This is a genomic window from Frankia sp. AgKG'84/4 (assembly GCF_023242965.2).
Lineage (GTDB): Bacteria > Actinomycetota > Actinomycetes > Frankiales > Frankiaceae > Frankia.
Genome location: NZ_JALKFU020000818.1, coordinates 1 through 1,023 on the forward strand (window position 1 = coordinate 1; position 1,023 = coordinate 1,023).

A 1,023-nucleotide genomic window follows, 5' to 3' on the forward strand; every position below is an offset into this window, starting at 1 on the left:
GCGCCGGGGCCGGTCGGGCCGAGCCGGGAGGCGGCGTCGAGCACGCTCGTGAACTCGGCGATCAGGTCGACGCCTTCGGTGGCGACGACCCGCGCCTCGACCAGATCACCCACTGCGACGCTGGGACGTCCGCCGCCGGCCGCCACGGGCCGCGGCAGGCGCACCACGCAGGCGCCGTCGGCATCGGCCTGCTGATGCCCCGCGCAGCCGTGCGCGAGCCCGTCGGTGACCTCCTCGACGAGCACCTCGACCCGGCTGTCGAGACGCTGCAGCGCCCGGGCGGCGGTGAGCTGCTCGACGAGGTCGGTGATGTGCGCGAGGCGCCCGGCGATCTCGTCGTCGTCGAGCTTGCCCGCGAGGTCCACGGCCTCGGTGCCGTCCTCGTCCGAGTAGCCGAACACCCCGACCGCGTCGAGGTCCGCCTCGACCAGGAAGTCGGCCAGGATGTCGAGGTCCGCCTCCGTCTCGCCGGGGAAGCCGACGATGAAGTTCGACCGCGCGCCGAGCTCGGGCAGCAGGCGCCGACCGCGGCGCAACAGGTCGAGGAAGTCCTCGGCGCCGCCGAACCGGCGCATCCGCCGCAGCACCGCGGGGCTCGCGTGCTGGAACGACAGGTCCAGGTACGGCGCGAGGCCGGGGGTGCTCAGCAGCACCTCCAGCAGCGCGGGACGCAGCTCGGCGGGCTGGAGGTAGACCGTTCGCACCCGGACGACGCCGGGCACGGCCGCCAGCCTTGGCAGCAGCTTCTCCAGCGCCCGCAGGTCACCGAGATCCTTACCGTACGAGGTGGAGTTCTCACTGACCAGCACCAGCTCGCGGGCGCCCTCGCGGGCCAGCCACTCGGCCTCGGCGAGCACGTCGGGCGCGGGCCGGGACACGTGCGAGCCGCGGAAGGACGGGATCGCGCAGAACGCGCAGCGCCGGTCGCAGCCACTGGAGATCTTCAGCGCGGCGACCGGGCCGGACGTCAGCCGCCGGCGCACCGGAGCCGCCGGCCCGCTCTCGGCCCCGACGGCCGACGCC

The 1,023-nt window shown here is 75.0% G+C and carries 1 protein-coding gene; it reads right to left on the reverse strand.

Translation table 11 applies throughout. The annotated features are described in order from the left end of the window. The coding region (locus MXD58_RS25435) for a radical SAM protein (protein ID WP_250610207.1) at positions 1–1,023 on the reverse strand (1,023 nt) is incomplete at both ends.